Below are 26,091 nucleotides of genomic sequence, written 5' to 3'. Positions count from 1 at the left end.
GACTAATAGTTTAACAATTGTAAGTTAAAAGAACAACGATAAAAAGAAAAGGCTTTATTAACCAATGAAGTTAAAGGTGGTTTCTCGTTTCGTGAGCTGGAATTATATATGAGCAATACTTAAAGATAGTTGAAATAATTAGGGAATTTGAGAAAAATTGTTAGGCGCTTAAAAATTTTAAAGTATGTATTTTTATTAGTAGGCTTAAGGGTTTAGTTTATATATGCGTATCCACTTCTTTTTTCTATATTTATAGAGGTTACATTGTTATTTTTATCTGTTAAAACTATCTTGCAATCACCTTTCAATAGTCTTGAATAAGGCCTTTTTGCTCCTTTATTGTTAGTAACACTCACCACTCTCATGGGCCTACCTAATTCATCAAAATCAATGGTTTGCGTTTTGCCTTTTCCGCAACTACCGACAAATTTAACCGATTTTATGCCATATTTTTTTTCAATATTTAAATCTGTATTAATTTTATTGCAATAGGATTGAGGAATGCCTCTCCAGCCCGCACTTAAGAATTTATTTGATTTTTGTGTATCGATGGCAACCTCTTCTTTGGAATTTAAATTACCACTAAATTTATTACCACTACCTCTTTTATCATAAAAAATACTATACTTCCAAGATTTAACCCCAGGCTCATCTACAGAGCACTCTTGCAAACTAGTATCATTAATAGCTATCCCCCATCTCATTTTAAACCAAAATTTTTCATTTTCTGAATGTACAAATTTATCATCTTGCATGGCAAGGTGCTGGGCGTACCTTATATGCGTTAGCATCTGTGTAGCTGCCTCTCTAGCTCCATTTATTTCTAGCCTTGGTATGATCATTGCTGCAAGTATACCCACGGCAATAATTACAAAGATAAGCTCTATAACAGTAAAACCCTTGTTTTTATGCATCTACCTGCCTCTTACATCAAAATTTGCGATTACTTTTCCCATTTTTTCTATGCAAAATTTTGATTTTCCATCTAGATCGGCGTTTACTAATAAATTTTTAGACTCATCTCTTACGTCTATACCATAAAATTTAAGTCTTAATGCAAGCTTTTTATTATCAGTATATAAATCCTTAATTTCCGCTTCTTTTAATTTAGTAGCAAGCTCTTTTACAATATCAAATTTATAGACAAAATGCTTTGTTGGGTTATCTAAAAATAGGTAAAAAATTTGATTAAATACGATCATCGACCAGTTTAAGGCTAAAAAAAGCATCACTAAGGTCGTGCAAATTTTATAGCCTTTTCTAAATTTTGGCAATCTTACGCGATACGAATTAAAAAAAACTCTTACCATAAGTGGCGTTGCGATCACGCAAAATGGTAAAAACTGCTCAAGCTCTAGCCTTTGGCGCACTGAGGCTATCATACAAAAGCAAAATGAGCAAATGGCGATAAACCACAAAAGATCCTTCTTTTCCTTAACCCAAATTCTATAAATCGTATAGACAAAAAAGATGAAAATAAATGGTGAGAAAACAGCGGCAAAGATACCAAAAGTATCGATAAAGTGCCCACTTGGCCTACCATTTGTATCAAAACCAAAAAAGTAAAGCGTAAGCAAAAATAAAATAGCACTTAGCCAAGCAAGCGGAGGCCTTCTTTTATAAAGTGAAAATATAAAAAATCCTGCGTAAAATATCAAAAAATCTCCATCTATAAAAAAAGAAAGACAAAAAAATGTTACAAATAAAATTTTATTTTTAACATGAAAAAAGTATATACATAGGAGCGCCAGCATAACGCAAAGCCCAGCATTATTGACGATAAGGGCTGAAGCTAGCGTACTAGGAAGTAAGATAAAAAGCAATACCGCAATAAGTCTGTCAAACTCTAATTTAATGTAAAATTTGCTTACCTTATACATTAAAACGACGCTTATGACATGAAACGCGATCATCACAGATCTTAGAGCAATATCTGTTTGACCAAAAATTTGAACGCTTAATTTTAAAACATGGCTAAGAAAATTTTGTTTGTTAAAAAAAATTTCAGCTTCACTGTAACTTATGCTAAGAGAATTTGCCGTATAAAGCAAAAATATACAATCAATCAAACATATCAAAAATACGCTAAAAGCGACATGATGTCCAACAAATTCTCTAAATTTATCTAGCAAAAATTTTCCTTAAATATGTATATCCCAAAAAAACTCGATCCAATCGTGAGCCTCTTTTACCTTAAATTCTGGCAAAAGCAGAGCTTTCTCTTTATAAAAGACGGTCGCTATTTTTATATCTAAATTTGGATAACGCTTAAGCAGCTCTCTTTTTATCTCGACCATGCTCTCTCCACTATCGATGATGTCATCGACGAGCAAAATTTTAGTGTATTTGCTAAGATCTGGCACGTTAAAGATATTAATCGTATCAAGTTTATTTGTATCTTCATAGTGGATAGAATTTAGGGTAAATAAATTTCTATTATTAAGCGCAACAGCTAGCGAATGGCCAAGCGTTAGACCGCCTCTTGCCACAGCTAGTATCACCTCTGGATCAAATTCATCTTTTATCTGTTTTGCCATCTTTTTGGCATCAACGGCAAATTCATCGTAGCTATAAAATATCATTTTTATTCCTTATCAATGCACTAAAAATACTATAAAACTAATGAGCGCTAGCACGACTACACCTAAATTTATATCGCTAAATTCTCTCTTTATGAGCTTAACTATGACGTATGACATAAAGCCAAATGCAAGACCGTTTGTGATCGAGTAAGTAAGCGGGATGAGTACAACTATGAAAAATGTCGCAACTGCAATGGCTGGATCTTTGAAATTTATGCTAGCAAGCTCGGCAAACATAAGCACGCCAACCATTACAAGGATCGGATAGATGGCATTGCCAGGGATCGCTTTAAAAAGTGGCAACATAAATAGTGTAAGTATAAATAAAAGTCCGCAAAATACAGCCGTTAGACCAGTTCTACCGCCCTCTTCTACACCGCTAGCACTCTCTACAAACGATGTGGTCGTACTTACGCCTACAAGTGAGCCGGCTGCCGTAGCAATAGCGTCAGCTTCAAGAGTTTTTTCAAGTTTTACGACGCCATCTTTTTTGTTTTCATCAAAAATTCCAGCCCTCGTTCCTACACCAGCTAGTGTGCCTATCGAGTCAAAAAGATCGGTCACAAAAAATGTGATAACAACTGGCAGCAAGGCTAGGCTAAGCGCACCTTTTATATCAAGCTCTAAAAATATCGGAGAGATAGAGGCTGGAGTTGAGAAAATTTCTGTTGGATGAGGAGCGATACCAAGCACCCAAGCTATCACTGAAGTAGCAAGCACAGCTAGGATAAACGCGCCCTTTATATTCCACGCCCAAAAGCAAATAACTAAAAATAGTCCCAAAACACCAAGAAGTACGTTCGGATCTTTGAAATTTCCTATGCCAACCAAAACTGCGTCGCTATTTACGATAAAGCCCATTTGCTGAAATGCCACAAAGCTAATAAATGTGCCTATGCCAGCGCTTATCGCCCTTCTTAGATCAAGCGGGATAGATCTTATTATCCACATCCTAAAATTTGTAAAAGACAAGACGACAAATATCACGCCGCTTAGAAAAACAACGCCAAGAGCCGTTTGCCAAGGCACTTTCATGCCGATGCAAAGACCAAATGTAAAATAAGCATTAAGTCCCATACCAACGCTCATCGCAACTGGCGTGTTCGCCCAAAGACCATTTAATATAGTAGAAAATATGGTAATTAGCGCAGTTGCAGTGATTAGTGCCTCATAAGGCATACCAGTTTTGCTCATAATGATCGCATTTACCGGCACGATATACATCATTGCCAAAAATGTCGTAAGTCCCGCTCCAAATTCCTGCTTCACACTCGTTTTGTTTTGTGCTAAGTCAAAAAATTTCACCCCAAGCTCCTTTTAGTAAATTTTAAGTTCGTTATATAAGCTATCACGCTCAACCGGCGTAAAACCAGATGTCTTTATGAGATCGCAAAATGTCTTTAGTGTAACGCCATTTGCGCTATTTGCGCCAGCTGCACTTTGGATGCTCTCTTTTTCTATCGTGCCATCAAGATCATCAGCGCCAAATTCCTGAGCTATCATCGCTAAATTTAGCGTCGAAGTAGCCCAGTAAGCTTTGATATGTGGGACATTATCAAGCACAAGACGTGAGATCGCCAGAGTCTTTAAAATTTCAGCTGATCCTAGAAATTTCACATCTTTTAAGTAGTTATTTTCTCTTTGATAAACTAGTGGGATAAACGCGTTAAATCCGCCAGTTTCATCTTGCAAGTCCCTAATTCTTAACATGTGATCGATCCTGTTATCGCGGCTTTCTATGTGACCAAAAAGCATTGTTGCGTTGCTTTGTTTGCCGTGATCATGCCACATTTTATGGATCTTTAGCCAATTCTCGCTACTTACTTTGCCTTTGCAAATTTTAGCCCTGATCTCTTCATCAAAAATTTCAGCCCCGCCGCCTGGCATGCTATCGACGCCATATTCGAGCATCTTTTCTATCACCTCATAGTAGCTTAAGCCGTAATGCCTTGACAAAAAATCAATCTCAGCCGCCGTCATCGCCTTTACATGAAGCTCTGGATGAGCTGCCTTTATCTTTTTAAAAATTTCTAAGTACCACTGCCAGCCGCTAGTTGCGTTGTGGGCGGAGACGATGTGTATCTCTTTTGCGCCGTGGCTCACACTCTCATCAACGATCTTTAAAATTTCTTCGTGGCTCATTAAGTATGGATTTGGATTTTTTCTGTGGGCTGAAAATGCACAAAATTTACAGATATCAGCACAGATATTTGTTGGATTGATATGACGATTTACATTAAAAAAGACCTTGTTGCCGTGCAGTTTTCTACGCTTTTTATCGGCAAATTTAGCCAAGGTAAAAAGATCAAGCTCATAAAGCGAAAAAGCCTCTTGCTTGCTTAATCTCTCGCCACTTTCTAGTTTTTGTAATAGATTCATTATTTATATCGTCCTAAAGCTGAACTTAAGGCTTCATTATAAGCAAATAAAGCTTTGTTTTTGCAAAAATTATGTAACATTTGCCAAGATATTTTTAACAATGGAAACACTAAATGCTAGCTGATAAAAGTGCCAAAAATAGTGATAATTATTCAAAGATCAAAGAGAAATTTCTTGATTTTAAGGCAAATTTGCCAAAACATTTTCAAAAAAATCAAGGCAGAAATTTCACAAATTTCTTAGCCAAAGAGTATGATGATTTTATAAAATCTTATTTAAATGAAACTATGCGAGAATTTTTTGATGAGTTTGTGCCACAAAACGACAGCTTTGCCTTTAGTGTTCTAGCCACTGGCAAATACGCCCAAACGCTACTTAGCGCAAATAGCGAGCTTGAAATTTTGCTAGTTTATAAAAATTTAAAGGGCTACAATATAAAAAATTTCTTAAAAGAATTTTCTGAAATTTTAGATAGCTCTGGCATAAAATTTGTGATAAAAAGCGCCGAAGTGGATGAAATTTTTATAAATTTCAAAGATGACCTTAAATTTAAAAGTGAAACCTCGCAACTTCGCTATATCTGCGGCTCAAAAAGCCTCTACCGCTTAGTAAAAAGCGAGATCATAAAGATAAAAGAATTTGATAAAAAAGCCTTTTTAAACTACCATTTAAAGGCATTTTTGCCATTTTCTAGCATAAGCTACTTGGCGCAAGAGCCAAATTTAAAAAGTGGCTTTGGCGGGATAGATGAAATTTACCACCTAAACTGCATACTAAACTGCCTAGATAGCGATGTTTCGGTTAGATCGCAAGCCCTTAAAGTGATGAATGAAAAAGAGATCGCAAGTTTTAATCTAAATGTGGATTTTTTACTAAGCTTGCTAAGTGCTTTAAATTTAACTCAAAACACCGACACTTTCAGCGCTTCAAGTGTTGAGATCACGACAAATTTCATGCAGACAAAGTCCAAAAAGCTGCAAGACAACGAGAGCGTCATTAGCCAAAAGATGCTAAGCTCGATGAATAACGTAGCCATTTATTCAAGATTTATCGCAGCTTCGCTTTGTAGGCCATTTTTCAAAAGCGAGCTAAGCTTCGAGCAGAGAAAATTTGCTAGGCTAAAAAATGGCTTTTACGAGATAAATGGCGTCATCTACGTGCCACTTCACAAAAAGCCAGCCCTTATCGAGGATCTCATAAATGAGCTTTTGGAGCTAAAAGATGTGGATTATAAATTTGATATAAGCGCGATCTTTTATATCAAGCGAGCCATCATCACAAAAGATGGCTTAGAGCGCGCTATCAGCGAGTTTAAGAAGATATTTTTAAGAGAAAATTCCTACGCTATCTTAAAATCCTTGCTCGATGCACAGATGATACAAATTTTGATAAAACCGATGGAGCATATCTCCCAGCTAGCAGAATATGACGGCTATCACGAATTTACGGTTGATGAGCATAGCGTTTTAAGCGTCAAATTTCTTGAAAATATAAAAGATAAATTTATAAAAAATCTCTACGCTGAGCTTTGCTTGGAGGGCAAAACGATGCTAAAGATCGTGACGCTTATGCATGACGTTGGCAAAGGACTTGGCGGCAAAGATCACGCAAATATCGGTGCAAACATCTTTAGAGCCTACGCGAACAAGCTAAATTTAAGTCAAAAAGCTATCAACGTCGGCGTCATCTTGATAAAATACCATACCCTAATGAGCAACGTCTCAAACAGAGAGGACATCTACTCGCAGCGCGTCATCTTTGCCTTTATCTCAAAGCTAGGCGACAAGCAGGTTTTAAAGCTACTTTACATCCTTAGCTACTGCGTGATAAACGCCACAAATGAAAGGCTTTACAACGCCTACACAGCAAAGCTTTTAAGGGAGCTTTATGAAATTTCTCTTAGCGCATTTAGCGATGAAAATTTACTTGATGAAGCGACAAGGCGAGTAAAAAAAGAGCAGTCTATAAAACGAAATAGCGAGTTTTTGGCGCTTGAGCCAAAGCTGCAAGAGAAAATTTTTAAGATCACATCAAATTTGGTCTTTACAAAATATAGCGCGAGTGAGATCATAAATTTAAGCAAAGTGACTGATAGCTTAAACGAAACAGAAATTTTCATAAACAATAGTAAAAATTTAAGCATTCAAATTTATACAAACAAGAGCCTAAATTTAAGCGCCCTGCTCTATGAATTTGCCAAATTTGACCTTGCGTATATGGAGATATTTGAGCTATTTGAGAAGAAATTTTATATCAGGCTTGACTTTAACCAAAATGTAAAAAATCACGAGCTTGAAAACACTAAAATTTTAGCCCTAAAATCCCTAAATAGCGAAGTTTTAAGAGAGCCTTTGAAACCAAATATTAACAAAGATGAGATATACTTCGAGCTAAATCACTCAAAAGATTACGCCAAACTTAGCATCAACGCAAAAGATCAGCGCGGGCTAATGGCTTATGTGATGAGTGTTTTTGACAGACTTCATTTTCAAGTCACGAGTGCGAGAATTCAGACGGTTAAAAATAGAACGAGAAATCTCTTTTTGATCGAGAAAAACGAGCGGCTTGAGAGTAAAGGCGATGAGATATTAAATTTATTAATAAGCGAGTAAAACATGTGTGGAATCGTAGGATACATCGGAGATAAAGAGAAAAAAGAGGTCATTTTAAGCGGGCTAAAAGAGCTTGAGTATCGCGGATACGACAGCGCTGGCATGGCTGTGATGAGTGATGGCAAGATCGACTTTTTTAAAGCCGTTGGCAAGCTTGAAAATTTGGCCCTAAAAACGCAGGACTTCACGTCTGAAGGCTTTGGCGTGGCGATAGGCCACACACGCTGGGCTACGCACGGTAAACCAACCGAGATAAACGCTCACCCACACCTTGGCGAGCACTCATTTGTCGTTCATAACGGCATCATCGAAAACTACAAAGAGCTTAAAGATGAGCTTGAGGCAAAGGGCGTGAAATTTATGAGCCAAACCGACACCGAAGTGATCGTGCATCTTTTTGAAGAAATTTTAAAAGAGAAAAAAGACCCATTTAAGGCTTATGAGGCGACTATCGCAAAGCTAAGAGGTGCATACGCGACGCTACTTATCACCAAAACTGCACCTGATAAGATATTTTTTGCAAAAGATGCCGCTCCTATGGCGATAGGCAAAAGTGACAAAAAAGAGGTATATTTTGCCTCATCAGATGCGCCGCTTATTGGCAACGCAACCGAAGTGGCATATCTTGATGACAATAACTACGGCTATGTGAGCTTAGACGAGATAGCTGTTTTTAAACAAGGCAAAAAAGCTAGCATAACCTTTAACGCACTGCCAAAAGATAAGAGCTATGCCCAAAAAGAGGGTTATACATTTTTTATGGAGAAAGAAATTTACGAGCAAGGTGCGGTCGTATCTGAAACCATCATGGGCAGAGTCAAAAATCACAAAGTCACCCTTGAAAATTTAGACGATGAATATCTAAAAAGTATCGATGATGTTGTGCTTTGTGCGTGTGGTACGAGCTACCATGCAGCGCTAACTGCAAGCTATCTCTTTGAAAGACTTGCTAAAGTTAGAACAAAGGTCGAAGTAGCAAGCGAATTTAGATACAGAAAGCCTTATCTAAACAAAAACTCGCTCTTTATCGTCATCTCACAAAGTGGCGAGACAGCCGACACTCTTGAGGCACTTAGAATAGCTAAAGAAGCTGGGCTTAGAACGCTTGCGATTTGCAACGTCGATAACTCATCTATCGTTAGACTAGCTGATAATACACTTCTAACTCGCGCTGGCATCGAAAAAGGTGTGGCAAGCACAAAAGCTTTCGCAACGCAGATCATCGTGCTTTGGATGCTTGTGCTTCAAATGACAGCAGCAAAAGAGTCTATCAGTAAAAAAGAGCTTGATCACGAGATCAAAACGCTTCTTCACATCCCACAAATTTTAAATATCAATAACTCTCTTCAAGAGAAGCTTCACCGCCTAAGCAAGCATTATTTGCACGGTCATGGCTTCTTCTTTATCGGTAGAGATATCTTCTATCCGCTAGCATTAGAAGGCGCGTTAAAGCTTAAAGAAATTTCATATCTTCACGCCGAGGGCTATCCATCAGGTGAGATGAAACACGGCCCTATCGCACTTGCAGATGAGAAGCTATTTACGATAGCTTTGATGCCTCAGAATTTACTTTATGAAAAGACAAAGAGCAACGTCGAAGAGCTTGCTGCAAGAGATGCGTACATCCTAGCGATAAGCCCACTTGAGTTTGAGCTAAGCGATGACTACGTAAAAACAAGTGTTCAAGATCACTACATGAGCGAATTTTTTGAGATGATGCTTGTACTTCAGCTACTTGCACTTGAAATTTCTGTTAGACTTGGCAACAACGTCGATATGCCAAGGAATCTTGCAAAAAGCGTAACTGTCGAATAACTCGTGTGGCTGGCATCTTGCTGGCTGCTTAAATTTTTGTGAAAAATAATTTTGCATTTATGTTATTAAACATAAATTTTATATTAATATTTTTATAATATTTGCTTATATATAATGCTAAGACTAACTTAAATATTAAGGATAAAAATGAAGTTAAGTTCATCTTTACTAAGCGTAGGTCTTGGAGTTTTACTTTTAAGCGGTTGCGCAACTGGCAACAACAATGGCGTAACTGGCAGTGCTGCTGGTAGCAACAATAAAAACGCTAACACAAAAATAGAAAAGTGTAGTAGCACTCTTGGAACACTTGCGTTTTATGAAGACCAAAATTCTGATTGGTATTCATATTTAACACACAACTACAAGCTCACATCAACTATTCCGGTTTTGCGTCTTCTTGCGCAACAAACTGGTTGTTTTGTTATAGTTGAACGTGGCGCTATGATGGATAATATGATGCAAGAGCGTGCACTTGATAGATCAGGCGAACTACGTGGTGGTTCCGGCTTTGGTAAAGGTAAAATGGTAGCAGCTGATTATACTATTCGCCCTGAAATTTTCTTTAGCAACGAAGATACGGGCGGTGCAGGTGCTCTTGTTGAAGCACTTTTTGGTAGTGTAGCAGGTGCTATAGCTGGTGGTTTTTCAACAAAAGAGACACAAACCACATTGGTTCTTATAGAAAATCGTTCAGGTGTTCAATTAGCGGCAGCTATTGGCTCAGCTTCTAGCACTGACTTCTTTGGCATGGGCGGCGGTGCTGGCGCTTCTCTTGGCGCGGGACTTGGCGTATATTCAAGAACACCTGAGGGAAAAACACTTGTAAATGCTTTCCTTGATTCAATGAATCAATTAGTTATTGCCCTAAAAGACTACAAAGCACAAACAGTAAAAGGTGGTCTTGGCAAAGGCGGAAGTCTAAAAGTAGGAGAATAACATGAAATTTTTAGCCATTTTATTTTGTTCATTGACTTTTTTATTTGCTATGAGTTATGAAAAAAAAGTTGAAGCTAGGCTTTGTGGTCTTATAAATCAAAGAGAAATGGCTAAAATTTATGGCGATATAAGAAGCATTGATAGCTTTGACAAAAAAATAGAAAGCTACAAATTTCGCAACGGAATAGAAAAATTTGACGAGGATAGTTGCCGTGCAAATGGCTACTATCCTGTTGATCCAAACTATGCGCCATATCCGCCTAACTACCGCCCATACTATCGAAATGAGTACGAAAGATATGATAGATTTCAGCGTGGTTACCGCGGAGGCTACTATAACGATGACGACTATGATGATGGTTTTGAGCGTGGATATAGACGTGGTTATAAGGATGCTAGAAGAGACTATAGGCTAGGTAGATAATCTTATCTAGCCTTAACTTTAACTGGCTCTTTTCTAACAAAAAAACGACTTCTACAAATAGCAAATCAAAAACAATACATATACCAAATTTTACTGCTATAAATAAGTTCAGTGCATTGATTAAAAATTACAAAACCTGTGGATACGACAACATCCCAACTACCCAAATTTTTCTTTCGACAAAAGAGTAATAGACACCCTTACAAATAAGCTAGAGCAAGACCATAAAAATTTAAAAGAGCTAACAAGCAATATCAGCAGAGACGATCTTTTAAAGGTGCAAATTAGTGCACTTGAAGATGAAATAATAAGTTCATCTCTCATAGGGGGCGAAAGGCTTAAAAGATCAAGCATTCGCTCGTAGATAAAAAAGAGGCTAGACAAAAATTTTGACTGGCTAGCTGATACTCATGTGACTAGACACAGTGGTAATCTAGTCTCGCTAATACTTGAAGTAAATTTAAACAAAGACTATATGAACCTCGAGCGACTACATAGCTGGCACAATACCTTGTTTGAATATATCCAAAGCAAAACTTACAAGATAAAACGAGCCAAGTTTAGAGATGATGAGATGAGCGTCGTCTCAGGCCCTCCAGAAAATGGGCAAATCCACTATAAAGCCTTGCCAGTAGAGGTATAGAAGATGAGATGAGAACTTTTAAAATTTTATCAACAAAAGCCTTGAAAACGCATATCTAAAAAGTTTTATTGCACATCTTTAGTTTTTTATACATCCTTATGATGACGGTAATGGACGCATAACAAGGGCTTTGACACACTACTTTTTAAGAGAAGATGGCGTTAAGCCATTTTCTATCTCCAGCGTTATTTATGCAAATAAAAAAGATTATTATGAAATTTTAGAGCAGACAACAAAGCTTGAAAATAATTTAAACTTTGACTTCACAGCGTGGATAAAGTGGCATTTAGAAGCGGTAAATAGCGCTATAAACAAGCTATAAGCTTACTAAAAATATAAAATTTCTATCGTAATTTAAGAGTCAAAGCCATTAAAATTTATCTTTACCTAGCATCGTTGCCAGCTGTTCTTTGATTCTATCATCAAATTCACTAACGCTTATAATACCTCTACTTTCACACATCTTAGCATCATTAACATCGCAGTAGTCACTAAGTGCATTTTTGTATCCGCCCCTTATGCAAGCCTCTCTGTCTTCTAAAAATCCAGCACCACCAAGGATAAGCACGCCAAGATCAAAACCTATCTTAAATTTCGCACTCGCTGAGCTTTTAACCCAGCTTAAAAATATCTCATCGTATCTTAATCCAAGTGCTCCAACACCATCTGGTACTACCAAAATATCCACACCATAAAGGCTCTCAGCATAAATTTCTGGATGAAGCCTGACGCCAAATTCATCGACAACCTCAGGCTTTAGTGCGTAAGTCTTGATATTAAAATCCTCAAATTTATGTAAAAAATCATAAATTTTGGCAAAGCTTAGTAGATTTAGCTTGTCAAACATCAAAATGCCAACTTTCATGCTAGCTCCTTTTAATGAAGTGCCTCATTTAGCTTGATCGCCCTTTTGCTCGCACTTGCAGTGATCTGGCCTGTTTGGCTATTTTGTCTAAAATGAAGTCCATTTAGCCCACCAAGTTCAAGTGCTTTGTAAATTTCAGCTTCAAATTTAAAGCTAGGATTTAGCTTAGCTAACTTTTCGCGCTCGCTAGCTGATATATAGACCTTTGTGCCCTCAAGCACCGCTATGCCAGCATCCACGATGCAGTTATCGCCAAGAGGTACGCCTGTGACTGAGTTTGCGCCAAGCAAGCAGTGTTTGCCGATGCTTACAGGGTTGCCGTTTGTGCCACTTAGCACGCCAAGTATGCTAGCTCCGCCACCTACGTCACTACCCTCGCCAACTACGACAGAGCTACTAACTCTGCCTTCAACCATAACGCCACCAGTTGTACCTGCGTTAAAGTTAATATAGGCAGCACCAGGCATAACGACTGTGCCAGGATACACGGCAGCACCCATGCGAACCTTGGCTGAGTCTAAAATTCTCGTGTTATCAGCCGGAATGATATGGCTTAAAAATCTTGGGAATTTATCGACGCTAACGATCGCTGGGTATTCGCCAAACATCTTTAGAGAAATTTCATTTTCTCTTAGCCATTCAAGCTCGATTGGCGTATTTTGGGTAGTCCATGCAACATTTGGTAACACACCAAAAGCTCCATCAAGCACGATCGTCCTAGGTGCGACCTTGCCAAGTGAGATCAAGTAAAGCTTGAGATATACGGCCTCCACGCTAAGTGGTTTTGCATCATCAAACAAAAACACAAGTTTAAATTTATTCTCATTTAGTTCAAGATCATCATCAAATGCCATTTTTACGGCATGCAAATTTTGTACATTTTTATGAGAGCTTATCTCTTTTTCAAAGACGCTAAAGAGCTTACTGGCTTTTTTCACTACTTTTGGCGTAAGATCAGCTACAAATTCAGAGCCATTAAAATCAACCTTAACATCACATTTTTGCAAAGCATAGATATAAGCAGCTGCGCTTAAAAAGCTCTCTTTGTAATTTACAACAGCAAAAGTCGCTTGCAAAATTTTATCTGTATTTTTTTGTCCGCGATCGATCCTAGCGATACCAAAAGCAAGCGGATCTTTGTAGCCATCTTTTTTTCTAAATTCTTCAAAAAATTCCTTAAATTCATTTGCATCTTTAAACTCTTTAGACATCTATTCTCCTTTAAATTTTTTCTTAGTCTAGCCAAAAATGGATAAAAATTTTATGATTTTAAGTCCATTAAAATTTTAAATATTTTTATATTTTTAATAATGATTAATCTTATCATAAAGCAAATTGCAATAAGATTTTGCAAATTTAAAGAAGGAGTTTAAATGTCAAATTTAGTAACAAAACCTAGATTTGCTCTGGCTGCGTTAATCGGCCTTATCGCTGGTGTTGTCTCAGCCTTTGTCAAATGGGGAGCGGAATTTCCACTTCCTCCAAGAAGTCCGATGGATATGTTTAACGCTGCTTGCGGACCAGAGAGTGCCATTAGAGCAGCCGATGCGATCGATTGCTCTAGAAATTTCTTAAATCCGCCTTATGTATTTTTAAGGGATTATTTGGGAGTGGTCGATCCAAATGCCGCTATTTACGAGTTTGCAGGGCATGCGTTTAACTACGTAATGATGACGCATATATTGTTTTCGATAGTTTTCGCGGTTGCTTATTGCGTTTTGGCTGAGAAATTTCCAAAGATTACAATATGGCAAGGCTTACTAGTTGGCGTTATCGTAAATATCGCTGTTCACGTGATCGCACTACCTATTTTGGGGCTTACTCCACCACTTTGGACACTTCCTTGGTACGAGCATGTATCTGAATTTGTCGGCCACATGATATGGTTCTGGTCGATAGAGATCATCCGTCACGACCTAAGAGCTAGGATCACAAAAGAAAAAGATCCAAGTGATTATTGCTGCTGCAACGCATAAGTGCAAGTTTCTGCTGTTTTGGGCTAAAAACCTAAAACAGCAACCAAATTTATCTCACCGTTTAAAAGCAAATTTTATCCATGATTAACACTCCTGGCTAAGCTCCAAATTTTCTAAACGAAGTGGCTTTTCACCTTCAAAAATCACCCCAATACCAAAAGGCTCACAAATATCAAGTGCACCCTCAGCAAATCTCATCAGCCACTGCTTATCACGCACATAAAAAGTGCATTGAGGCGAGCTAAAAGGCAAATCGCAGACTGGCACGTCAAGTAATTTAAGCTCGTCCTTGCTCAAAAGGCATTTCTGTTTAAGCTCATCTTGTAAAAATGTAAGCGCATCTTTTATGTGCCGGTCGATATCCTGAGCGATACGCTGCACAAGCAAAATCGTCTCATCATCCACATCTGCCCCATTTGCCGAGATAAGGCAAAAGAGCACTTGGCCAAAAATTTCGCTTTTTAGCACCGTCTGGGCATACCAAATAAAGCCCTCATCTGTTGCAACTTTTTCAAGCTTGCCAAATTTCAAAGTCATTTTTTATTCTCATTTTTGTGGGTTTGCTACTCTTACGAAAAAGAGCGAAATTTAAGCAGATTTGCAGTGAGCTAAAATTTATCATCTAAAATAGAGATAGCTTGTAAATTTGCCCTTTTAGCATAAACCAAAAGCTAAATTTACAAGCAAATTTTCAGTTTTTCTCGCTATTTAGAAGCAAAATTTCTCATCAGTGCCATTTTGCTTGCGCATAGCTTTAAAGTTAGCAAGATTATCTTTATCTAAAAAGTAATCTTTCTCTTTTTTATTGCGGGCTTCTAGCTTTTCTATGCCTTTTGCAAGGGCTGCTTTTCTATCTTCGTGAGGAGAGCTAAATTCTGGCGAGAACATCGCTTCATAGGCATTTTTCTTAGTCCATTCAAGCGCTTTATCAGCGATATCTTGTTGCTTTTTGATATCGCAAAATGCATAAGGATTGACCACGTCGCCAACAAGCTTCATAAACGCCCCTATCGCGGCCACCACGTCAGTAAATTTCTCGCCCTCCATGTCTATAACGCCTCTTAGCAAGATCGCGCGATTTTTTGCCGCATAAAACCAAAATACCGCATCATCGCGAAGTCCTAGATCATAAGCACGAGCTGAGATAACAAAAAGAGTTATCGGAGAGACCATTTGCGGGGCGTCTTGCACGATCTTTTCTGCTTTTTTGAAGTCTTCTATCTTACCACTTAAGAGCAAGTTATCGATCTTATCATAAACCTTTACATACTCGACCTTACCGGCATTTGCCGAGTAGTACGGCGTCACATAAATATCGATACTCCTCACCTTACCGTCATTTGCGGCTGCACTACCTATGCCAAAGCAAAGTGCCATCAAAAATTTTAAAAATTTCATTTAAATCCCTTGATGTGTGAAATCTATAATTATTTTAACTAAAAGATATTTAAATGTTGTCTATAAATTTGAGTAGAAAAGTCCGCAAATTTGAGGCGGACTTTGTAAAATTTAGTTTTTAAAACTATGAATAGGTGCTGGAATTTGCCCACCACGAGAGATGAAACTAGTCGAAGAGGCTCTATTTATCCTCATCACAGGCGCTCTACCAAGAAGTCCGCCAAACTCGATCATATCGCCCTCTTTGCCTAGCGGTATAATGCGAACAGCCGTTGTTTTTTGATTTATAACACCGATAGCCGCCTCATCAGCGATCATCGCAGCTATGCTCTCGCTTGGTGTGTCAGCAGGTATAGCGATCATATCAAGACCAACCGAGCATATCGCGGTCATCGCTTCAAGTTTTTCTAAATTTAGTGAGCCAGCGCGCACCGCCGCTATCATACCTTCATCCTCAGAAACTGGGATAAACGCACCGCTTAAGCCACCCACTTGATTACACGCCATGACGCCACCTTTTTTTACTGCGTCATTTAGGAGAGCGAGTGCCGCAGTCGTGCCGTGCGTACCAACAGCCTCAAGTCCCATCTCCTCAAGCACACGAGCCACCGAGTCGCCCACAGCTGGTGTTGGAGCAAGGGATAGATCGACGATACCAAATTTAACCCCAAGTCGCTCGCTCGCCATTTGGCCAACTAGCTGGCCGATACGCGTGATCTTAAATGCCGTCTTTTTAACAGTCTCAGCTACCACGTCAAAGCTCTCGCCACGCACCTTTTCAAGGGCTCTTTTTACAACGCCAGGGCCTGAAACGCCCACATTTATCACCACATCGGCCTCGCCCACGCCGTGAAATGCACCAGCCATAAAAGGATTATCTTCAACTGCATTTGCAAAGACAACAAGCTTCGCACAGCCCATCTCAGATGCTGCTGCTGTCTCTTTTATAATGCGTCCCATATCACGTACCGCGCTCATATTTATGCCAGTTTTCGTTGAGCCGACATTGACACTTGCACATACTTTTGAAGTCTGGGAAAGTGCTTGCGGGATAGAATTTATCAAAATTTCATCGCCCTTTTGATATCCCTTTTGAACTAAAGCTGAAAAACCACCTATAAAATCAATACCAACCTCAATAGCCGCTCTATCAAGCGTCTTTGCGATCATCACGTAGTCTTTTGCGTCCGTTGCGGCGCCAATTATCGAGATAGGCGTCACGCTCACTCTTTTATTGACGATTGGTATGCCTAGCTCAGCAGAAATTTCATTGCCCACTTTGACTAGGTCTTTGGCTTTAGTGGTGATTTTTGCGTAAATTTTGTCACAAGCTTTGTTGATGTCAGGATCGATGCAGTCAAGCAAACTAATGCCCATCGTGATCGTTCTGATGTCAAAATTTTGCTCTTCGATCATCGAGATCGTTTCGGTTACGTTTTTGATGTCCATTGTTTTTCCTTAGATTGTATGCATCGCATCAAAGATAGCAGAACTTTGGATATTTATCTTTACTTTTAGGCTCTCTCCAAGCTCGTTAAGCTCTGCTCTTAAGGCCGTAAAGTCTTTATTTTCATCGCTTGAAACCACCGCCATCATCGTAAAAAACTCATCTAAAATAGTCTGTGAGATATCATCTATGTTTAGCCCTAGCTCGCTAAGCTTTGCTGAGACGCCAGCAACGATGCCGACTCTATCTTTTCCGACTACGGTTACGATCGCTTTCATATTTCCTCCTGTTAAATTTTAAATGATTGCATTTTGGCTCCAAAATTTAAGCCAAGCATCAAGCAAAGCTAAATTTTGGTAGCCAACTTCAAACTGGCAAATTTTAAAATTTGCTCTAAATTTTATCTTTTGTAAATTTTACTTCGAGCAAGCACTCTTGCCGTCATTTACTGGCTGGATCGCTGAGTTATCAGCTCCGCCATCACTATTTATATTTTCTATCACTTCCCAAAGTCTAGCAGCCGCGCTCTCGTAGCGTTTTGCAGTGACTGAGTTTGGCTCGTAGAAGCTAACTGGCTTACCATTATCTCCACCCACGCGAACAGCTGGCTCGATAGGGATTTCAGCTAAAATTTGCGTGTTGTAAGCTTTTGCCACCTCTTCAGTCGTGCCTTTGCCAAAGATGTCATACTCTTTGCCATTATCTGGGCAGATGAAACCGCTCATATTTTCGATGACGCCAGCGATTGGGATGTGGAGCTTCTCAAACATATCAAGCGCACGCTTGCTATCGTCAAGCGCTACAACTTGTGGCGTTGTGACGCAGACACCTGCCGTTACTGGTACGCTTTGAGCTAGAGTTAGCTGCGCGTCTCCCGTTCCTGGAGGCATGTCAAGAAACAAGACATCAAGCTCGCTCCAAAGCACGTCTTTTAGCAGCTGCTCGATCGCTTTCATGATCATCGAACCTCTCCAAATAAGACTCATACCTTCTTCCATCAAAACGCCCATACTCATCATCTCAACTCCGTGGCTAAGTATAGGTTTTAGCTTGTTACCAACGACTTGTGGCTGGGTATTTACTTCGCCGAGCATTCTTGGGATGTTTGGTCCATAGATATCAGCGTCTAAAATTCCCACTTTTTTGCCTAGTTTTGCCATTGAGATGGCTAAATTTAGCGTTGTGGTTGATTTACCAACGCCACCTTTTCCAGAGCTTACCATTACGAAATTTTTAACTTGCGGCGCAATATTTTTACCACTTTGAGTGTTACTTTTCTCCTCAGGTATCTTTGGCTGGATCAAATTTAGCACATACTCATTTGAGCCCATGACACGTTTGATGTCCGTTTTTAGCTCGTTTGCAACTTCTGGGCTTGAGCTAACTATCTCGACTTCTATTGTAATTTTATCGCCGATTTCTATATTTTTTACAAAGCCAAAGCTAACTATATCTTTTTCAAAACCAGGATATATAACACCTTTTAGCCTATTTAAGACCTCTTCTTTATTTAACATTTTTCTCCTTTTTCTAGATCTTTTGAAATTTTATATGCACAAAATTTTGGTCCGCACATCGAACAAAAATGAGCACTCTTAAACACGTCTTCTGGCAAGCTCTCATCGTGAAGCTCTCTAGCCTTTTTTGGATCAAAGCTAAGCTCAAACTGCTTGTTCCAATCAAATGCGTATCTTGCATCACTCATCGCATGATCTTTTTCGATAGCTCCAGCTTTGCCAAGCGCGACGTCTGCGGCATGAGCTGCTATCTTGTGAGCTACGATGCCCTCTCTTACATCATTTTCGTTTGGCAAGCCAAGGTGCTCTTTTTGCGTCACGTAGCAAAGCATGCTAGCACCGTGATATGCTGCCATTGTGCCACCGATCGCCGAGGTGATATGATCGTATCCTGCACCTATGTCTGAGACAAGCGGCCCAAGCACGTAAAATGGGGCATCATGGCAGAGCTCTTGTTCGATTTTCATATTATACTCAATTTGATTTAATGGCACATGGCCAGGACCTTCAATCATCACTTGCACATCTTTTTCCCATGCACGAAGCGTTAGCTCTCCAAGCACCTTTAGCTCGCTAAGCTGCGCCTCATCTGTCGCATCAAAAAGACATCCTGGGCGAAGTCCATCACCAAGTGAGAGCGAGACATCATATCTTGCGCAAATTTCTAAAATTTCATCAAAAATTTCATAAAATGGATTTTGCTTATTTAGCTTTGACATATAGCTTGCACTTAAACTACCACCACGGCTTACTATGCCCATTTTTCGCTTTTTGACAAGCGGCAAAAACTCACGCAAAAAGCCAGCGTGTATCGTAAAGTAACTAACTCCTTGCTTTGCTTGTTTCTCTAGCACGCTTAAAATTAGCTCATTTGTGATATTTGTAACCTCTTTTGCCTCTTTTAAAATTTCATACATCGGCACAGTTCCAACTGGCACGCTTGAATGCTCTATGATAGCGCTTCTAATGGCATCCAAATCGCCATCCGTGCTTAGATCCATAACCGTATCAGCGCCAAATTCTAAGCAAATTTCAAGCTTTCTAAGCTCTGCGCAAATGTCACTGCTTAGGCTTGAGTTGCCGATATTTGCATTAACCTTTGTCTTTAGTTTTCTGCCTATGCCCATTGGCTTTAAATTTATGTGATTTACATTTGCTGGGATAATGATCCTGCCATTTGCCACCTCGTCCATCACTAAATTTTCACTCACTCCCTCGATCTTTGCCACATAGCTCATCTCCTTTGTGAGCTCACCTCGCCTAGCATAATACATCTGCGTCTTTTCTCTCATGAGTAGCCTTTTAAAAATTTATAAAAAAGCTAATTTTAGTCCTTTTTATATTTGAACTAACTAAATAAATCTAAATTTCTACTCTTTTTTAAAAAGATTTTTTCAAGTTTTAGAATGTATAATTCCGTAACAATCTTCAAAGGAGCTACCTTGCTTGATATCTCACTTATAATGCTTGGAGCTGGAAATTCCAGCCGTTTTGAGCTACCTGTAAAGAAGCAATGGCTTCGTATAGGCAGTGACCCACTTTGGCTATTTGCCACTAAAAATTTGAGTAACTTTTACACATTTAAAGAGATCATCGTCGTTAGTAAAGAGTGTAAATATATGTCTAAATTTGCTCCACATTATAAATTTGTTGATGGCGGCGAGACAAGACAAGATAGCCTAAAAAACGCTCTTGAGCTAGTAAGTAGCGAATTTGTCCTAGTTAGCGACATCGCGCGCCCTTGCATATCAAGCGAGCTTTTTCACAAAATTATAGAGGCAGCAAGTCAGGCTGATTGTGTAGTTCCGGCGCTAAAGATCGCTGACACTGCTTATCTTGGCGAAAACGCTATCGATAGAGAAAAGGTAAAACTTATCCAAACACCACAACTCTCTCGCACAACACTTCTTAAAAAAGCTCTTGGCGGCGGTGAAATTTACACAGATGATAGCTCAGCTATGAGAGCCATTGGCGCAAGCGTTTGGCAAATTTTAGGTGATGAAATGGCAAGAAAGATCACTTACAAAGAGGATCTTGCCAAAATTTCTGCTTTAAAAGAGCCCGAAAATGAAGTCTTTGTGGGAAATGGCTTTGATGTGCATGAGTTTGAAAAGGGCCGTCCTTTGATTCTTTGTGGCGAGAAGATCGACTATGAGTTTGGGCTAAAAGCACACAGCGACGGCGACGTGGCACTTCATGCGCTAACTGACGCTATCTTGGGAGCTGCTGGACTTGGCGATATAGGCGAACTTTTTCCTGATACAGATGCTAAATTTAAAGATATTAGCTCCATTTACTTGCTTGAGGAAGCTTACAAAAGGGTGCAAAGCGTGGGTTTTGTGCTAACAAACGCTGATATCACGATAATGGCACAAAAACCAAAAATTTCAAAACTAAAGTCAAAAATGGAGGCAAATATCGCAAAAGCTCTAAATTTAAATCAGAGCCGCATAAATGTAAAGGCAACGACTACTGAAGGGCTTGGCTTTGTTGGCAGATGCGAAGGGATCGCCGTAATGGCAAGTGCAAGCCTTAAATTTTACAACTGGAAGCAAATATGAAAATTTTAATAATAGAAAACGAAATTTACTTAGCTGGCTCGATGGCTAGTAAACTAGCTGATTTTGGCTACGATTGCGAGATCGCTAAAAGCGTAAAAGAAGCGTTAAAGTTTGAAAATTTTGATGTAGTGTTACTTTCTACCACACTTCCAGGGCAGGATTTTTACCCTGTTATCGAAAAATTTAAAAGCTCTATAATCATTTTACTCATCGCTTATATCAACAGTGACACTGTGCTAAAACCGATCCAAGCAGGTGCGGTTGATTACATCCAAAAGCCATTTATGATAGAAGAGCTAGTTAGAAAGATAAAGCATTTTGAGGAATTTAGAAATTTCAAAAATGAGATCAAAAACTATGAAAGCTACGTAAATTACGCTTTAAAAGAGTATGAAATTTCTAGCTTTGAAGCAAAAAAGATAAAATTTCCACTGCTTTTAAAATCAAGCAAAAGCGGATACAGCGATAAATTTATATTTAGCTACGTAAAAGCTTGCAAATTGCCATTTTTATTTTTAGGCAAAGCCTGTTTCTCTGAGCTTGAAAAGGCACTAGTCAAAAATGGTGATGAGCTAATCTATATGACAAATTTAGAGGAGCTAAAACAAGAAGAAAAAGAGAAAATTTTAGAAATTTGCAAAAAGAAAAAGGTCGCGATCTCAACTAGCGACTTTACGCAAAAAGCACCATTTGACGAGTTTGAACTCTCAGGACGCGATAAAAATTTCAATATCGATGAGATCGTTACGATCGATGAATACATAAAGTACATAATCGTTAATTATCAAGATAAATTCCCTGATACAGAACTTAGCAAGAAGCTTGGAATTTCTAGAAAATCACTTTGGGAAAAGAGAAAGAAATATGACGTCAGCAAGAAAAAATAGCGAAATTTCTATAAATACCGAAGTTTTTGGTGCTTTGGAGCTAATAAAAAATAAAATTCTCTCAGATTATGACTCGCTGATGGATGATGAACAGATAAAAGAGGTGAGTAAGAAAGGCTATTTTAATGGTGAGCCGATGCCGTATTCTTTTGGATTTGCTCCATTTGGCGAGCTAAATCAAAATATTGCCAGCAAGCTTACTCCTGGACAAAAGGTAAATCTAAATCTTGATGGTAAGATTGTTGGGCACATCAATGTTGCCAAGGTCTTTAAATTTGACGAGAACATGAGAGCTAAAAATATATTTTTAGCAAACGAAGCTAGCAATGATAAAGAGCTAAATTTAGGCAAATACGGCATTAGTGGCGAATTTGAGCTTTATGATGAAAGTATGCAAATAAGCAAAAACACACTAAATGATCTAATAAAAGAAGATGGCGCTAAAAAGATAACAGCGGTCTTTTTAACGGCTGATCCATTTAATAGAGCTCACGAGCGCCTTGTTAGAATGACTATTGACAAGGCTGATTTAGTAATCATTTTTTTAATACGAACACGCGAAGAAAAGCACGTTGATTACGAGATTAGAAAGCAAGTGCTAGATTATTTTATACAAAATTATTTGCCGACAAAAAAGGTCTTTGTCTTTGCTCTAAAAAATACGACTCTTTTTAGCTCACACGCAAACCCAACACTTGAGTGCATCGCTGCTTCAAGATTTGGAGCAAATAAGCTAGTCATCGGACAAAACCACTCAGGAATTGGAATGTTTTTTGATCACAATGAAGCTCATACGATTCTTGATATTTATAAAAATGACCTAAATTTAGAGGTAATCGTACTGCCAGAGCTAGTTTATTGCAACAAATGCAAGACACTAGTTAGTACCAAAAGTTGCCCACACGGACAACATCATCAGATCAAATATCATCCAGATGTTATCAAGGAGCTGCTATTTAACGGCATTATGCCACCAGCCATTCTTGTGAGGCCAGAAATTTCTGCACTAGTTTTAAGCAAACTCTTTACAAATCGCTTCAAAGACGTGCAAAAGCTTTGCGATGATCTTTTTGTAAATTCAGGACTACTTGAAAACAAAACTGACCGTGACTTTTACGAAGAGCTTATGAAGCTTTATCAAACATCATCGATGACTTAAGGAAATTTATGCAAAAACTATTTTTAACTTTTTTTGGATTTGGACTTTTACCAAAAGCACCTGGCACTTGGGGTTCTATCGCTGGTGCTGTGGTAGCTTATTTTGTGCTTTATTTTTTATCATCAACCACGCTTTTTCTAGCTAGTATTTTGCTCTTTTTGATAAGCATTAGCGTTATAGATGATTTTGAAAAAAAGGTAAATTCGCACGACGAGAGCTTTATTGTGATCGACGAAGTTGCTGGAGTTTGGCTTGCTGTCGCCATTAGCGGAGCTACGATTTCTCAGCTCATACTCTCGCTTGTACTTTTTAGAGTACTTGATATTAAAAAGCCTTCGATAATAGGTAGGATCGACCGCAATGTAAAAGGTGGCCTTGGCGTAATGGGCGATGATATGGTAGCTGGCTTTTTTGCTGGAATAATTAGCGCAATAATATACGGGGCTGCTATAAAATTTGGCATAACTTTGCCGTAAAAAGATAGATTTTTGGCAAAGTTATATAGGCTTAAGTATATTTTATATAAATTTTAAGCAAGTCCTAGCTCATTTAAAACAGAACTTAAATTAACCGAGCTACTACTCTTACTATTAAGATTTTTTTGCTTCTCTAGCAGAGCTTGATTAGCAAGTGCTACATTTAGCTCTTTGCGGTAATCACTTAAAATTTTATCCATTATCTTAAGCAGCTCATTTTTTTGATCCTGTGTTTTTGCGGGATCATCTATGCCTAGAAGTTCAGTTAGCTCCTTTTTCTTTTGGGCTATTTTCTCTTCTATCTTGTTAGAATTTAGCTCACTTATAAAACCAACTGCGCCGATCTCAGTAAGCCTTTTTTTAAACTGTTCAATCTTATCTGAAATTTTTGCATCGCTTGCGATTTTATCCATAGCAAGGCTTAAAATTTCATCAAAACTATTTTTTTTATCCTTAGTTTTGCTTGAGCCTGATTGCAATAAATAATCGATTATGTCGTTATTTTGTACCTTCATATATCTCCTTTTGCTGTATTGAGATATATTTTATAAGCAAGATTTATTCCTAAAAGTTAATCTCTTTGGCTGTTTTTGATTTTTGTAAGATAAAACTAGCAAACTCATCACTAAAATTTGGGCACCAAACAACCTTGTAGAAGCTAAAATTTAGCTCTTTTGCAATCTTTGCGTACTCAATAACTAGCTCAAAAATGGTCTCAGAGTTATCAATACAAAAAGAGAGAGGATAGATAAGAGCCTTTTTACTCTTACTCTTTACCAAAATTTCATTTAGTGAGGGTTCTAGCCATTTTACAGGCCCAAGACGCGATTGGTAGGCTAAATTTATCTCTTTGAAGTTTAGTCCACTATCTTTTATCATTTTGCTTAAAATTTGCACATGCTCATTTATATGCTTTTCGTAGACATCGCCTTTATCGATAATTTTTTGAGGTAATGAATGAGCCGAAAAGATAAGCTCCACATCGCTTACATCTATATTATTTATGGCTTCGTTTATATGTGAGATTATGATTTTATTATAAATTTCATCATCATAAAATGGCCCGCAAAGCAAAATTTTAGCCTTTACGCCTAACTCATCTTTTGCTTTTTTAAAATCATCTAAACTCGAAGTTATCGTAGTTTGTGAATGATGAGGATAAAGTGGCAAAAGCACTATCTCATCAAAATTTTCGTATTTTTTAAGCACATCTTTTGCAAATGGTGAAGTATAGTTCATCGCAAAATCAACTGCATCAAACTCATTTTGTAAGCTTGAAATTTTATCGCAAAGCTTAGCTGTAAGCTCGCAAATAGGCGATTTGCCACCTATTTGTTCGTAGTTATGCTTAGCCGTTTTTAGCCTACCTTTTGTGATCATAAAAGCTACAAATTTTCTTAAAAATTTATTCTTTATACCCAAAATATAAGGGTCATTAAACATATTTTTTAGAAAAATTTCTACATCAGCAAGGCTATTTGCCCCACCCATATTTAAAAGCAAAAGTGCCTTTTTCATCAAAACAACTCCTTAATTTTTATCGCATCATCAATGCTTGAAAGCTCGCTACTTTCGCTGCTTTGACAAAGATCATAAAAGGCATCATATTGGGCTTTTATTTCATTGTTTAAAGGATCGGTTTTTAAATTCATCTGACCATTTTCATTTACTCTGTGAAGTTTGTAATCAATAAGATCGCCAAAATAAACACCTTCTTTGGCATTTACTTCTATTTTAAAACGTTCTAATGAACCACAAAAAGAATCAGTAATACTCACCAAAATTTGATTTTTCATTTTAATGTTAATTCCAACATTATCACATATTTTGGTATTGGTTTTATTTGCCTGAGTATAAAAAAAGCTACAAATTTCACTATCTACTAAATTTTTCGCAAGGTCTATATCGCAAAGCGAAAGTTCGTTTATAATATTTCCCTCACAAAGTGGCTTAAAATGCGCAATTGAAATGCTATAAATTTCTTCTTCTTTTAAAAGTGCCTTTTTTAATGAAACGATAGTTGGATTAAAACGCTCATCAACGCCGGTGCAAACTCTTACTTTATTTACCACTGAAGCATATTTTATCTCTTTTAGCTCGCTTACACTTTTAAATATCGGCCTTGAAATCAAGATATTTTGGCAATATTTTGCACACTGACAAAAGGCCTCTACTATCTCATGTTGAGGCAGACAAAGTACGACAGCTTGCGGCTGGGCTACTTCTATAAATTTCTTAAACTCATCAAAAAACGGAGCTCTGCAAGCATCATCTCTATTTTCTTTATCAAAAACCCCACAAACTTCAAATTTGTCAGAACGCCTCAGCTCCATATAGTGCCGCTTGCCAGCTAGATTGTATCCAACAATGCCAATTTTGAGTTTCACTAAAGACCTTTTAGTTATAAATTTTTA

The 26,091-nt window shown here is 38.1% G+C and carries 28 protein-coding genes; 12 read left to right on the top strand and 16 right to left on the bottom strand.

Annotated elements, in window-relative coordinates; genetic code table 11:
- Positions 1–212: 212 nt before the first annotated feature.
- The 5 genes from FZ940_RS07445 to mqnE are packed head-to-tail and all read right to left on the bottom strand — an operon-like array spanning position 213 to position 4,964.
- Positions 213–914 (bottom strand): pilus assembly FimT family protein, encoded by a 702-nt coding sequence (locus FZ940_RS07445; RefSeq protein WP_107812440.1) that lies wholly within the window; start codon positions 912–914, stop codon positions 213–215.
- Positions 915–2,132 (bottom strand): glycosyltransferase family protein, encoded by a 1,218-nt coding sequence (locus FZ940_RS07440; protein ID WP_148822091.1) that lies wholly within the window; start codon positions 2,130–2,132, stop codon positions 915–917.
- A gap of 9 nt (positions 2,133–2,141) precedes the next feature.
- Positions 2,142–2,582 carry a phosphoribosyltransferase gene (locus FZ940_RS07435; RefSeq protein WP_021091484.1) on the bottom strand — a complete coding sequence of 147 codons (441 nt, stop codon included), beginning with the start codon at positions 2,580–2,582 and terminating at the stop codon, positions 2,142–2,144.
- Positions 2,583–2,594: 12 nt separating this feature from the next.
- Entirely contained in the window at positions 2,595–3,887 is a 1,293-nt protein-coding gene (locus FZ940_RS07430; RefSeq protein ID WP_148822090.1) for an NCS2 family permease, read from the bottom strand.
- A gap of 12 nt (positions 3,888–3,899) precedes the next feature.
- Positions 3,900–4,964, bottom strand: coding sequence for an aminofutalosine synthase MqnE (mqnE, locus tag FZ940_RS07425; RefSeq protein WP_148822089.1), 1,065 nt, complete (start codon positions 4,962–4,964; stop codon positions 3,900–3,902).
- A gap of 110 nt (positions 4,965–5,074) precedes the next feature.
- Here mqnE and FZ940_RS07420 point away from each other — a divergent pair, with 110 nt between their 5' ends.
- The 7 genes from FZ940_RS07420 to FZ940_RS07390 all read left to right on the top strand — a co-directional run bounded on the left by FZ940_RS07420 (position 5,075) and on the right by FZ940_RS07390 (position 11,713).
- Complete coding sequence (locus FZ940_RS07420; RefSeq protein ID WP_148822088.1) at positions 5,075–7,573, top strand: HD domain-containing protein; 2,499 nt, start codon at positions 5,075–5,077, stop codon at positions 7,571–7,573.
- A gap of 3 nt (positions 7,574–7,576) precedes the next feature.
- Positions 7,577–9,388 carry a glutamine--fructose-6-phosphate transaminase (isomerizing) gene (gene glmS, locus FZ940_RS07415; protein ID WP_148822087.1) on the top strand — a complete coding sequence of 604 codons (1,812 nt, stop codon included), beginning with the start codon at positions 7,577–7,579 and terminating at the stop codon, positions 9,386–9,388.
- Positions 9,389–9,535: 147 nt separating this feature from the next.
- On the top strand, positions 9,536–10,324 hold the full coding sequence (locus FZ940_RS07410) for a CsgG/HfaB family protein (protein WP_148822086.1): 789 nt from the start codon (positions 9,536–9,538) through the stop codon (positions 10,322–10,324).
- A 1-nt stretch (position 10,325) separates the two neighbouring features.
- Positions 10,326–10,748 (top strand): gamma-glutamyl phosphate reductase, encoded by a 423-nt coding sequence (locus FZ940_RS07405; protein WP_084041528.1) that lies wholly within the window; start codon positions 10,326–10,328, stop codon positions 10,746–10,748.
- 136 nt (positions 10,749–10,884) lie between these two features.
- A complete protein-coding gene (locus FZ940_RS09835) occupies positions 10,885–11,112 on the top strand; it encodes a DUF4172 domain-containing protein (RefSeq protein ID WP_087577754.1) in 228 nt (75 codons plus the stop codon).
- A 48-nt stretch (positions 11,113–11,160) separates the two neighbouring features.
- Complete coding sequence (locus FZ940_RS07395; RefSeq protein ID WP_148822085.1) at positions 11,161–11,391, top strand: hypothetical protein; 231 nt, start codon at positions 11,161–11,163, stop codon at positions 11,389–11,391.
- A gap of 88 nt (positions 11,392–11,479) precedes the next feature.
- Positions 11,480–11,713, top strand: a complete 234-nt coding sequence (locus FZ940_RS07390; protein ID WP_148822084.1) for a Fic family protein — start codon at positions 11,480–11,482, stop codon at positions 11,711–11,713.
- Positions 11,714–11,761: 48 nt separating this feature from the next.
- Here the strand turns inward: FZ940_RS07390 and FZ940_RS07385 are convergent, their stop codons facing one another.
- Both FZ940_RS07385 and FZ940_RS07380 read right to left on the bottom strand, forming a co-directional pair.
- Positions 11,762–12,256: a type 1 glutamine amidotransferase family protein gene (locus tag FZ940_RS07385; protein ID WP_148822083.1), complete on the bottom strand. Its 495-nt coding sequence runs from the start codon at positions 12,254–12,256 to the stop codon at positions 11,762–11,764.
- Positions 12,257–12,267: 11 nt separating this feature from the next.
- Positions 12,268–13,467 (bottom strand): 2,3,4,5-tetrahydropyridine-2,6-carboxylate N-succinyltransferase, encoded by a 1,200-nt coding sequence (locus FZ940_RS07380; RefSeq protein ID WP_148822082.1) that lies wholly within the window; start codon positions 13,465–13,467, stop codon positions 12,268–12,270.
- A 162-nt stretch (positions 13,468–13,629) separates the two neighbouring features.
- Here FZ940_RS07380 and FZ940_RS07375 point away from each other — a divergent pair, with 162 nt between their 5' ends.
- On the top strand, positions 13,630–14,232 hold the full coding sequence (locus FZ940_RS07375; RefSeq protein WP_148822081.1) for a YagU family protein: 603 nt from the start codon (positions 13,630–13,632) through the stop codon (positions 14,230–14,232).
- An 84-nt stretch (positions 14,233–14,316) separates the two neighbouring features.
- Here FZ940_RS07375 and FZ940_RS07370 read toward each other — a convergent pair whose 3' ends face one another.
- The 6 genes from FZ940_RS07370 to thiC form a co-directional block, all read right to left on the bottom strand.
- Positions 14,317–14,769 carry a hypothetical protein gene (locus FZ940_RS07370; RefSeq protein ID WP_148822080.1) on the bottom strand — a complete coding sequence of 151 codons (453 nt, stop codon included), beginning with the start codon at positions 14,767–14,769 and terminating at the stop codon, positions 14,317–14,319.
- Positions 14,770–14,940: 171 nt separating this feature from the next.
- On the bottom strand, positions 14,941–15,630 hold the full coding sequence (locus tag FZ940_RS07365; RefSeq protein WP_148822079.1) for a penicillin acylase family protein: 690 nt from the start codon (positions 15,628–15,630) through the stop codon (positions 14,941–14,943).
- A gap of 111 nt (positions 15,631–15,741) precedes the next feature.
- Positions 15,742–17,079: a PFL family protein gene (locus FZ940_RS07360; RefSeq protein ID WP_148822078.1), complete on the bottom strand. Its 1,338-nt coding sequence runs from the start codon at positions 17,077–17,079 to the stop codon at positions 15,742–15,744.
- A gap of 9 nt (positions 17,080–17,088) precedes the next feature.
- Positions 17,089–17,355, bottom strand: a complete 267-nt coding sequence (locus FZ940_RS07355; RefSeq protein WP_021091480.1) for an ACT domain-containing protein — start codon at positions 17,353–17,355, stop codon at positions 17,089–17,091.
- 138 nt (positions 17,356–17,493) lie between these two features.
- Positions 17,494–18,594 (bottom strand): Mrp/NBP35 family ATP-binding protein, encoded by a 1,101-nt coding sequence (locus tag FZ940_RS07350; RefSeq protein WP_148822077.1) that lies wholly within the window; start codon positions 18,592–18,594, stop codon positions 17,494–17,496.
- Positions 18,588–19,886: a phosphomethylpyrimidine synthase ThiC gene (gene thiC, locus FZ940_RS07345; RefSeq protein WP_148822076.1), complete on the bottom strand. Its 1,299-nt coding sequence runs from the start codon at positions 19,884–19,886 to the stop codon at positions 18,588–18,590. Before thiC ends, FZ940_RS07350 begins: the two co-directional genes overlap by 7 nt.
- 150 nt (positions 19,887–20,036) lie before the next feature.
- On the opposite strand from thiC, the gene FZ940_RS07340 reads away from it, so the two are divergent.
- Genes FZ940_RS07340 through FZ940_RS07325 form a run of 4 tightly spaced genes read left to right on the top strand, consistent with a single transcriptional unit; the run spans position 20,037 to position 23,677 of the window.
- Positions 20,037–21,155 carry a bifunctional 2-C-methyl-D-erythritol 4-phosphate cytidylyltransferase/2-C-methyl-D-erythritol 2,4-cyclodiphosphate synthase gene (locus tag FZ940_RS07340; protein ID WP_148822075.1) on the top strand — a complete coding sequence of 373 codons (1,119 nt, stop codon included), beginning with the start codon at positions 20,037–20,039 and terminating at the stop codon, positions 21,153–21,155.
- Positions 21,152–22,042 (top strand): response regulator, encoded by an 891-nt coding sequence (locus tag FZ940_RS07335; protein WP_148822074.1) that lies wholly within the window; start codon positions 21,152–21,154, stop codon positions 22,040–22,042. The genes FZ940_RS07340 and FZ940_RS07335 overlap by 4 nt, the downstream gene beginning before the upstream one ends.
- A complete protein-coding gene (locus FZ940_RS07330; RefSeq protein WP_148822073.1) occupies positions 22,020–23,201 on the top strand; it encodes a sulfate adenylyltransferase in 1,182 nt (393 codons plus the stop codon). The genes FZ940_RS07335 and FZ940_RS07330 overlap by 23 nt, the downstream gene beginning before the upstream one ends.
- 8 nt (positions 23,202–23,209) lie before the next feature.
- Positions 23,210–23,677 (top strand): phosphatidylglycerophosphatase A family protein, encoded by a 468-nt coding sequence (locus tag FZ940_RS07325; RefSeq protein ID WP_148822072.1) that lies wholly within the window; start codon positions 23,210–23,212, stop codon positions 23,675–23,677.
- 53 nt (positions 23,678–23,730) lie between these two features.
- Here FZ940_RS07325 and FZ940_RS07320 read toward each other — a convergent pair whose 3' ends face one another.
- Genes FZ940_RS07320 through FZ940_RS07310 form a run of 3 tightly spaced genes read right to left on the bottom strand, consistent with a single transcriptional unit; the run spans position 23,731 to position 26,064 of the window.
- On the bottom strand, positions 23,731–24,192 hold the full coding sequence (locus FZ940_RS07320) for a hypothetical protein (RefSeq protein WP_054196859.1): 462 nt from the start codon (positions 24,190–24,192) through the stop codon (positions 23,731–23,733).
- 49 nt (positions 24,193–24,241) lie between these two features.
- The gene (gene hemH, locus FZ940_RS07315) at positions 24,242–25,195 is read right to left on the bottom strand and encodes a ferrochelatase (protein WP_148822071.1); all 954 of its coding nucleotides are present in this window, start codon (positions 25,193–25,195) and stop codon (positions 24,242–24,244) included.
- Positions 25,195–26,064 carry a Gfo/Idh/MocA family protein gene (locus tag FZ940_RS07310; RefSeq protein WP_148822070.1) on the bottom strand — a complete coding sequence of 290 codons (870 nt, stop codon included), beginning with the start codon at positions 26,062–26,064 and terminating at the stop codon, positions 25,195–25,197. The genes hemH and FZ940_RS07310 overlap by 1 nt, the downstream gene beginning before the upstream one ends.
- Positions 26,065–26,091 lie beyond the last annotated feature (27 nt).

It is taken from the genome of Campylobacter concisus, assembly GCF_902460415.1.
Taxonomy (GTDB): domain Bacteria; phylum Campylobacterota; class Campylobacteria; order Campylobacterales; family Campylobacteraceae; genus Campylobacter_A; species Campylobacter_A concisus_Y.
Note: the sequence above shows the minus strand (reverse complement) of the source record. Positions and strands in the feature narration are given on the sequence as shown.

Excerpts from the sequence above, each read along its gene's own strand:
- FZ940_RS07445 (WP_107812440.1), bottom strand. The coding sequence starts at position 914 with ATGCATAAAAACAAGGGTTTTACTGTTATAGAGCTTATCTTTGTAATT.
- FZ940_RS07435 (WP_021091484.1), bottom strand. The coding sequence starts at position 2,582 with ATGATATTTTATAGCTACGATGAATTTGCCGTTGATGCCAAAAAGATG.
- FZ940_RS07420 (WP_148822088.1), top strand. The coding sequence starts at position 5,075 with ATGCTAGCTGATAAAAGTGCCAAAAATAGTGATAATTATTCAAAGATC.
- glmS (WP_148822087.1), top strand. The coding sequence starts at position 7,577 with ATGTGTGGAATCGTAGGATACATCGGAGATAAAGAGAAAAAAGAGGTC.
- FZ940_RS07410 (WP_148822086.1), top strand. The coding sequence starts at position 9,536 with ATGAAGTTAAGTTCATCTTTACTAAGCGTAGGTCTTGGAGTTTTACTT.
- FZ940_RS07405 (WP_084041528.1), top strand. The coding sequence starts at position 10,326 with ATGAAATTTTTAGCCATTTTATTTTGTTCATTGACTTTTTTATTTGCT.
- FZ940_RS07385 (WP_148822083.1), bottom strand. The coding sequence starts at position 12,256 with ATGAAAGTTGGCATTTTGATGTTTGACAAGCTAAATCTACTAAGCTTT.
- FZ940_RS07380 (WP_148822082.1), bottom strand. The coding sequence starts at position 13,467 with ATGTCTAAAGAGTTTAAAGATGCAAATGAATTTAAGGAATTTTTTGAA.
- FZ940_RS07375 (WP_148822081.1), top strand. The coding sequence starts at position 13,630 with ATGTCAAATTTAGTAACAAAACCTAGATTTGCTCTGGCTGCGTTAATC.
- FZ940_RS07370 (WP_148822080.1), bottom strand. The coding sequence starts at position 14,769 with ATGACTTTGAAATTTGGCAAGCTTGAAAAAGTTGCAACAGATGAGGGC.
- FZ940_RS07365 (WP_148822079.1), bottom strand. The coding sequence starts at position 15,630 with ATGAAATTTTTAAAATTTTTGATGGCACTTTGCTTTGGCATAGGTAGT.
- FZ940_RS07360 (WP_148822078.1), bottom strand. The coding sequence starts at position 17,079 with ATGGACATCAAAAACGTAACCGAAACGATCTCGATGATCGAAGAGCAA.
- FZ940_RS07355 (WP_021091480.1), bottom strand. The coding sequence starts at position 17,355 with ATGAAAGCGATCGTAACCGTAGTCGGAAAAGATAGAGTCGGCATCGTT.
- FZ940_RS07350 (WP_148822077.1), bottom strand. The coding sequence starts at position 18,594 with ATGTTAAATAAAGAAGAGGTCTTAAATAGGCTAAAAGGTGTTATATAT.
- thiC (WP_148822076.1), bottom strand. The coding sequence starts at position 19,886 with ATGAGAGAAAAGACGCAGATGTATTATGCTAGGCGAGGTGAGCTCACA.
- FZ940_RS07335 (WP_148822074.1), top strand. The coding sequence starts at position 21,152 with ATGAAAATTTTAATAATAGAAAACGAAATTTACTTAGCTGGCTCGATG.
- FZ940_RS07330 (WP_148822073.1), top strand. The coding sequence starts at position 22,020 with ATGACGTCAGCAAGAAAAAATAGCGAAATTTCTATAAATACCGAAGTT.
- FZ940_RS07325 (WP_148822072.1), top strand. The coding sequence starts at position 23,210 with ATGCAAAAACTATTTTTAACTTTTTTTGGATTTGGACTTTTACCAAAA.
- FZ940_RS07320 (WP_054196859.1), bottom strand. The coding sequence starts at position 24,192 with ATGAAGGTACAAAATAACGACATAATCGATTATTTATTGCAATCAGGC.
- hemH (WP_148822071.1), bottom strand. The coding sequence starts at position 25,195 with ATGAAAAAGGCACTTTTGCTTTTAAATATGGGTGGGGCAAATAGCCTT.